We start from the raw sequence: 6857 nt of genomic DNA, 5'->3' as shown, positions 1-6857 counted from the left end.
AGCCGCTGGTGCGCTGGGACCCGGCGGCGGTGGAGGCGGCGGGCAAGTCGCCGATCTCGCCCGTCGTGGCGCTGGAGGCCGCCGCGGAGGCGCTCACCGACATCGCCGAGGACGGGGACGTCCGGCCGGGCGGGACACTCTTCCACTGGCGGTGACCGCTCGGCGGTCCTGGGTGGGCCGGTGAGGAGGGGGCTGCACGAACCACCGCGGTGGCCGGTCGCCGCCGCACGGAACCGGGACGGATGAGATGGACAGAACGCTTCGAGGCGCCGGGGTGAGCCACGGGGTGGCGATCGGCGCGGCGCGGCACATGGGTACCGCGGTACTGGAACCGCCAGCCCGGCAGATCACCACGGACGAGATCCCGCGCGAGCAGCAGCGGGCGCGGCAGGCGTCGGACGCAGTGGCCGCCGATCTCACCGCGCGGGGGAACCTGGCCGGTGGGGAGGCCCAGGGGGTGCTGGAGGCCCAGGCGATGATGGCCCAGGATCCGGAGCTGCTGGCCGACGTGGAGCGCCGGGTCGCGGTGGGCAGCACCGCCGAGCGGGCGGTCTTCGACGCCTTCGCCGCCTATCGGGCGCTGCTGGCGGGGGCCGGGGAGTACCTGGCGGGCCGGGTCGCCGATCTGGACGACGTACGGAACCGGATGGTGGCGCGGCTGCTGGGGGTGCCGATGCCCGGGGTTCCCGACAGCGACGAGCCGTTCGTGCTGATCGCGCGGGATCTGGCGCCCGCGGACACGGCGCTGCTGGATCCCACGCTGGTGCTCGGGTTCGTCACGGAGGAGGGCGGGCCGACGAGTCACAGCGCGATCCTGGCGCGGGCGCTCGGCGTTCCGGCGGTGGTGGCGCTCCCGGGGGCGACGCGGCTGCCCGAGGGCACGGTGATCGGGGTGGACGGCAGCACAGGCGAGGTGGTGGTCGGGCCGGACGCCGGGGAGCGGGCGGAGCTGCTGCGCTCGGCGGAGGAGCGGAAGGCCGCCGTGGAGGCGGCCCGGGGGCCGGGCGCCACCTCGGACGGGCACAAGGTGCCGCTCCTCGCGAACGTGGGCGGGCCGGGCGACGTACCGGCCGCGCTGGAGGCCGGGGCCGAGGGCGTGGGTCTGTTCCGTACGGAGTTCCTGTTCCTGGACGACGGGGGGCGCGAGCCCTCGGTCCGGGAGCAGACGGCGGCGTACCGGCAGGTGCTGGAGGCGTTCCCGGAGGGCCGGGTCGTGGTGCGGGTGCTGGACGCGGGGGCGGACAAGCCGCTGGACTTCCTCACGCCGGGGGACGAGCCGAACCCGGCGCTGGGGGTGCGTGGGCTGCGCAGTCTGCTGAGCCATCCGGAGGTGCTGCGCAACCAGTTGCTGGCGCTGGCGAAGGCGGCCGAGGGGCTGCCGGTCTACCTGGAGGTCATGGCTCCGATGGTGGCGGACCGGGCGGACGCGCGGGCGTTCGCCGAGGTGTGCCGGGAGGCGGGGTTGCTGGCGAAGGCCGGGGTGATGGTGGAGCTGCCGTCCGCAGCGCTGCGGGCCAGGTCGGTGTTGCAGGAGGTGGAGTTCCTGTCGCTGGGCACCAACGATCTGGCGCAGTACACCTTCGCGGCCGACCGGCAGCTCGGCTCGGTCTCCCGGTTCCAGGACCCGTGGCAGCCGGCGTTGCTCGATCTGGTGGCGCTGTCGGCGGAGGCGGCGGCGGCCGAGGGCAAGAGCTGTGGGGTGTGCGGGGAGGCGGCTTCGGATCCGATGCTGGCCTGTGTGCTGGCTGGGCTGGGTGTGACGAGCCTGTCGATGGGAGCCTCGGCCCTTCCGTACGTGCGGGCGCGGCTCGCCAAGCACACGCTGGCGCAGTGTGAGCGGGCCGCCGCGGCGGCCCGGGCGACGGAGAGCGCGGAGGAGGCGCGGACGGCGGCGCGGGCGGTGCTCTCCGGGGAGTGAGCCGGCCAGGACGGGAGGCCGGGCCGCGGTTGCGGCGGTTCCTCCCCTGGTCCTCCCCCGGTCCGGTCGTGGTCCGGTCGTTCCGGTGAACCGGCCCGTGGGGGTGGGGAGTTCGGGCCCGCCCGGCTCCGGGGTGGCGCGCTGGCGCCGCCCCGGGCGGACGGGCCCCGGGCTCAGGAGGCGCGGTCGGCGGCGAGCCGTTCGTAGAAGCGCAGGAGTTCCACGTTGTCGACGGAGCCGGGGTTGGCCGCCTTCTCCAGGGGGGTTCCCTGGAGAAGCCGCTTGACCGGCACTTCGAGGCGTTTGCCGGTGAGGGTGTGCGGCACGCCGTCGATCTGGATGATCTCGTCGGGCACGTGCCGGGGTGAGAGGTCGGCGCGCAGGGTGCGCTTGACGCGGTCCCGGAGGTCGTCGTCGAGGACGGCTCCCTCGGCGAGGTGGACGAAGAGCGGCATCCAGTAGCCGCCGTCGGCCTGTTCGACGCCGATGACCAGGGACTCGCGGATCTCCGGGAGGCGCTCGACGACCTCGTAGATGTCGGCCGACCCCATGCGGACGCCCTGCCGGTTCAGGGTGGAGTCGGACCGGCCGTGGATGATCACGGTGTTGCGGGCGGTGCGGGTGATCCAGTCGCCGTGCCGCCAGACGCCGGGGTACACGTCGAAGTAGCTGTCGTGGTAGCGGGTGCCGTCCGGGTCGTTCCAGAAGTGGATCGGCATGGACGGCATGGGGCGGGTGACCACGAGTTCCCCGACCTCGTCGGTGAGGGGGTGGCCGGACGGGTCCCAGGCGTGCAGGTCCACGGCGAGGGAGGGCGCCTGGAGTTCGCCGGTGTGGACCGGGAGGGTGGGGACGGCGCCGGCGAAGCAGCTGCACACGTCGGTGCCGCCGCTGACGGAGGCGATCCACATGTCGGGCGAGACCTCGTCGTGGATCCACCGGAAGCCGTCGGGGGGCAGCGGCGAGCCGGTCGTCGCGACGCACCGGACGCGGGAGAGGTCGTGGTCCCGGGCGGGGTGGACGTCCGCCTTGCGGCAGGCCATGACGTACGCGGCCGAGGTTCCGTAGACGGTGGTCCCGGTCTCCTCGACGACACGCCACTGGGCGCCGGTGTCCGGGTGGCCGGGGCTGCCGTCGTAGGTGACCACGGTGCAGCCGGTGAGCAGGCCGGACACCAGCAGGTTCCACATCATCCAGCCGGTCGAGGTGTACCAGAAGAAGCGGTCGCCGGGGCCGATGTCGTTGTGCAGGCTGAGCTGCTTGAGGTGCTCCAGCAGGATGCCGCCCTGGGACTGGACGAGCGCCTTGGGCAGTCCGGTGGTGCCGGAGGAGTAGAGGACCCACAGCGGGTGCTCGAAGGGGACCTGCTCGAAGACCGGTTCGGCCGCCGCGGAGCCCGGCTCGGCCGAGGTGAGGGCGGCCCACTCGTGGGCGCCGTCCGGCGCCGGGGTGCCGAGCAGCGGGACGTGTACCACGGCGCGCACGGTGGGCAGTTCGGCGCGGAGTTCGGCGACGGTCTCCCGGCGGTCGTGCTCCTTGCCGCCGTAGCGGTAGCCGTCGACGGTGATCAGCACGGTGGGTTCGACCTGCTGGAAGCGGTCGAGCACGCTGCGGGCGCCGAAGTCCGGGCTACAGGAGGTCCACACGGCGCCGACGGTGGCGGTGGCGAGCAGCGCGACCGCCGCCTCGGGGATGTTGGGGAGGTAGCCGCTGACCCGGTCGCCGGGGCCGACGCCCAGCTCGCGCAGGGCGGCGGAGAGCGAGCCGACCTGGCGGCGCAGCTCGGCCCAGCTGACGTGCAGCGGCTGGTGGCGCTCGTCGACGTGGAGCAGGGCGGTGTCCCCGGCGCGGGCCGGGTCCTCGGCCGCGCGCAGCGCGTGTTCCGCGTAGTTGAGGGTGGCGCCGGGGAACCAGCGGGCGCCGGGCATGCGTTCGTCGGCGAGGACCGCCTCGGCGGGGGTGGCGAAGCGGATGTCGAACCACTCGGTCAGCGCCCGCCAGAAGGCCGGCAGCTCCGTCACGGACCAGCGGTGCAGCGCCGCGTAGCTGGCGACCGGATCGGTGGGGTCGGCGGGTGGGGCGCCGTGCCGCCCGGCCGCCCAGTTCTGGAACCGGGTGATCCGTGCGGCCTCGGCGCGACCGGCGTCCGGCCGCCAGAGCGGCTCGGGTGCGGTGGGCTGCGCCGTGCTGCGGTGCGGCTCTGCGGTCATGTGGGCTCCCTGCTCATTTCTGCCGCGCGGGTGGGGGCGCGGGGGTGCGCACGCCCTGGTGACGCGTGCGCTGCGGCTGCGCAGGACGATGCCATGCGGGCATCGGGCGCGCCAGACCGGGTCCTGGTGGGAGGGGCGGGGTGGGGTGGGGTGGTGGACCGGGTGGCGGCGGGGGTGGTTCCGGGGTCCGGCGCGGACGTTGGATGAACTCCAGTTGAACGGTGCTCCCGGTGTCCCCCGCCGGTGGCAGGCTGAGCAGCATGGATGCGCGTGACCTGGTGCGGTCGGTGAAGGCGGTCGGTTGGGCCCAGGGGGCGCGCGCCGTCCGGTCGACCTGGCGGCGGCAGCGGGCCGACGCGGCGCTGTCGGCGGAGCGGGAGGGCGAGCGGGCGCGGCTGCCTGGGGTGGCGCTGGAGGCGGAGCGGCGGCCGGGGGGCGGGGTGGTGCGGTTCGCCCGCTCCTCGCTCTGGGTGCGGGTGGCGGTGGGGGGCGCGGTGTTCTGCGGGTGGGACGGCGCGGGCCCCGAGCCCTCGTACGCGCTGCGTGGGGCGTGTCCCGAGCCGGACGAGCGGGCCGTGCTGGAGCCGGACACGGACGGCGGGTGGCGGGTGGTGTCCGAGCGGGTGCTGGTGACCGTCGCGCGGGACGGTGTGGTGGAGCTGCGGACGCCGGGCGGGGCGCTGCTGCGCCGCGATCCGCCGCCGCGCTGGTGGGAGCGGGCGGAGCCGCGGGAGGGCGAGGTGGCGGGGTCGCGGTGGGCGCAGCGTTCCGAAGTGGCGGCGGACGCACGGTTCTTCGGGTTGGGGGGTGGGCCGTGGGGGCCGCGGCTGCGGGACGGCCGCTACCGGATGTGGAACGCGGGTCCGGGTCCGTTCGCCACCCGGCGGGCTCCGCTGTCCGTGACGATGCCGGTGCAGCTGGTGGTGGCGGACGTGGGGACGCATCTGGTGTTCCACGACACCACGTGGGACGGCGAGGTCGCCCTCTGGGAGGGCGCGGAGGGGCTGGGGTCGGGCCATGACCGGCCGGGGCGGTGCGAGGTCCGCTTCGCGGGCGGGCCCGCGCGGTACTGGGTGATCGTCGGTCCGCCCGCGCGGGTGCTGCACGGCTGGCGGTCGCTGACGGGGGCTCCGGCGGTGCCGCCGCGCTGGGCGCTGGGGTACCAGCACGGCTGGCAGCGGCCCGGGCCGCGGCGGGAGGTGCGGCGGGTGGCGGGGCTGTTCGCCGAGCACCGGTTGCCGCTGCGGGCGCTCCAGGTGGACCCGGGGCGGCGGCGGGGCGGGTGGGAGTCCGTGCCGGAGGACGAACCGACGGCGCTGGCACGGGAGTTGGCGGCTCACGGGGTGCGGCTGGTGCCGGTGGTCGGGCCCGCGGTGCGGGCCGTCGCGGAGAACCCGGTGTACCAGAGCGGGGTGGCCGGGGACGTGTTCGTGACGGGGGCCGGGGGGCGGGAGGTGCGGGCCGCGGCCTGCCCCGGGGAGTCGGCTTTCCCGGACTTCACCGACCCCCGGGTGCGGAAGTGGTGGGCGGAGCTGTGCGCGGAACGGCTGCCGCCGCGGGGTTCGGGGCTGGTGCACGACATGAACGAGCCCACGGTGCTGACGGTGTGCGGCGAGGGGACGCTCCCCCGGTCGGCGCGCCACGCTCTGGAGGGCCGGGGCGGCGACCACCGGGAGGCCCACAACGTGTACGGGCTGACGATGGCGATGGCCGGTTACGAGGGGCTGCGCGGGGCGCGCCCGGACGAGCGGCCGTTCCTGGTGTCCCGTTCGGGCTGGGCGGGGGCGCAGCGGTACGGCGGCACCTGGTCGGCGGGGGCGGTGGGAGGCTGGGCGGGGCTGCGGGCGGCGCTGGCGTACGTCCTGGGGCTGGGGCTGTGCGGGGTGCCGTACGTGGGGTCGGATGTGGGCGGCTGCGCGGGCCGGGTCTCTCCTGAGCTGTATCTGCGCTGGTTCCAGCTGGGGGCCTACCTGCCGCTGTTCGGCACCCGCTCGGCCCGCTGGTCGGGGCGGCGTGAGCCGTGGGAGTTCGGTCCCGTGGTGCTGGAGCAGGCGAAGGTGGCGCTGGCCGAGCGGGAGCGGCTGCTGCCGTACTTCCTGACGCTGGCACAGCTGGCGCGGCGGACCGGCGCCCCCTACGCGCGTCCGCTGTGGTGGCGGCATCCGAAGGACCGGGCGCTGCGGGACTGTGAGGACGCGTTCCTGCTCGGGGACGCGCTGCTGGTGGCGCCGGTGCTGGAGGGCGGGACGCGGGAGCGGACGGTGCGGCTGCCGTCGGGCCGCTGGTACGACACGGCGACCGGCGCCGCCCACGAGGGGCCCGGGGAGGTGCGGGTGGCGGCGCCGATCTCGCGGATCCCGGTGCTGGCGCGGGCGGGGGCGGCGGTGCCGGTGGCGGGGCCGGACGGGGGTGTGGCGCTGGACGTGTGGCGTCCGGCGCCCGGCCGGACGGGCAGCGGGCTGCTGTTCGCGGACCGGGGGGACGGCTGGGAGCGGCCGGAGGCGGAGCGCTTCGTGGTGCGGCTGGCGGACGGCGAGACGGTGGTGGAGCGGACGGACGGGCGGCCGGTGAGCTATCCGGTGCGAGTGCGGGGTGGGTGAGCGCGGCCGCCGGGCGAGGGGCCGGAGCGCCGGTGACGCGCGCGAGGACTCAGCGGGGACGAGGGGTTCGCGGAGGGACGGGCGGGAGGCGGAGCGGGGTGGGCCGGTCGGGCGGCGCTGGGGGCTGGA

Annotated in this window: 4 protein-coding genes (1 of these 4 only partly in view); 3 read left to right on the top strand and 1 reads right to left on the bottom strand. The window is 76.0% G+C overall.

The features are described from left to right. Nucleotides 1–155 carry the 3' end of a PTS glucose transporter subunit IIA gene (locus E0L36_RS09105; protein WP_180928310.1) on the top strand. 295 nt of this gene lie to the left of the window's left edge, so the window shows 155 of its 450 coding nt (coding positions 296–450); its start codon lies off the left edge, out of view; the stop codon is at nt 153–155. A 92-nt stretch (nt 156–247) separates the two neighbouring features. After that, nucleotides 248–1918 (top strand): phosphoenolpyruvate--protein phosphotransferase, encoded by a 1671-nt coding sequence (gene ptsP, locus E0L36_RS09100; protein WP_180928309.1) that lies wholly within the window; start codon nt 248–250, stop codon nt 1916–1918. 173 nt (nt 1919–2091) lie between these two features. Here the strand turns inward: ptsP and E0L36_RS09095 are convergent, their stop codons facing one another. Then, nucleotides 2092–4128, bottom strand: coding sequence for an acetoacetate--CoA ligase (locus E0L36_RS09095; protein ID WP_180928308.1), 2037 nt, complete (start codon nt 4126–4128; stop codon nt 2092–2094). Between the two features lie 260 nt (nt 4129–4388). Between E0L36_RS09095 and E0L36_RS09090 the strand changes: the two genes are divergently transcribed. Then, nucleotides 4389–6728 carry a glycoside hydrolase family 31 protein gene (locus E0L36_RS09090; RefSeq protein WP_180928307.1) on the top strand — a complete coding sequence of 780 codons (2340 nt, stop codon included), beginning with the start codon at nt 4389–4391 and terminating at the stop codon, nt 6726–6728. Nucleotides 6729–6857: the final 129 nt, after the last annotated feature.

Source organism: Streptomyces sp. AJS327 (assembly GCF_013450295.1).
Lineage (GTDB): Bacteria > Actinomycetota > Actinomycetes > Streptomycetales > Streptomycetaceae > Streptomyces.
The sequence above is the reverse complement of the archived record's forward strand: the minus strand, read 5'-3'. Positions and strand labels throughout refer to the sequence as shown.

Coding starts and splice junctions, on each gene's coding strand:
- ptsP (WP_180928309.1), top strand. CDS start 248: ATGGACAGAACGCTTCGAGGCGCCGGGGTGAGCCACGGGGTGGCGATC.
- E0L36_RS09090 (WP_180928307.1), top strand. CDS start 4,389: ATGGATGCGCGTGACCTGGTGCGGTCGGTGAAGGCGGTCGGTTGGGCC.
- E0L36_RS09095 (WP_180928308.1), bottom strand. CDS start 4,128: ATGACCGCAGAGCCGCACCGCAGCACGGCGCAGCCCACCGCACCCGAG.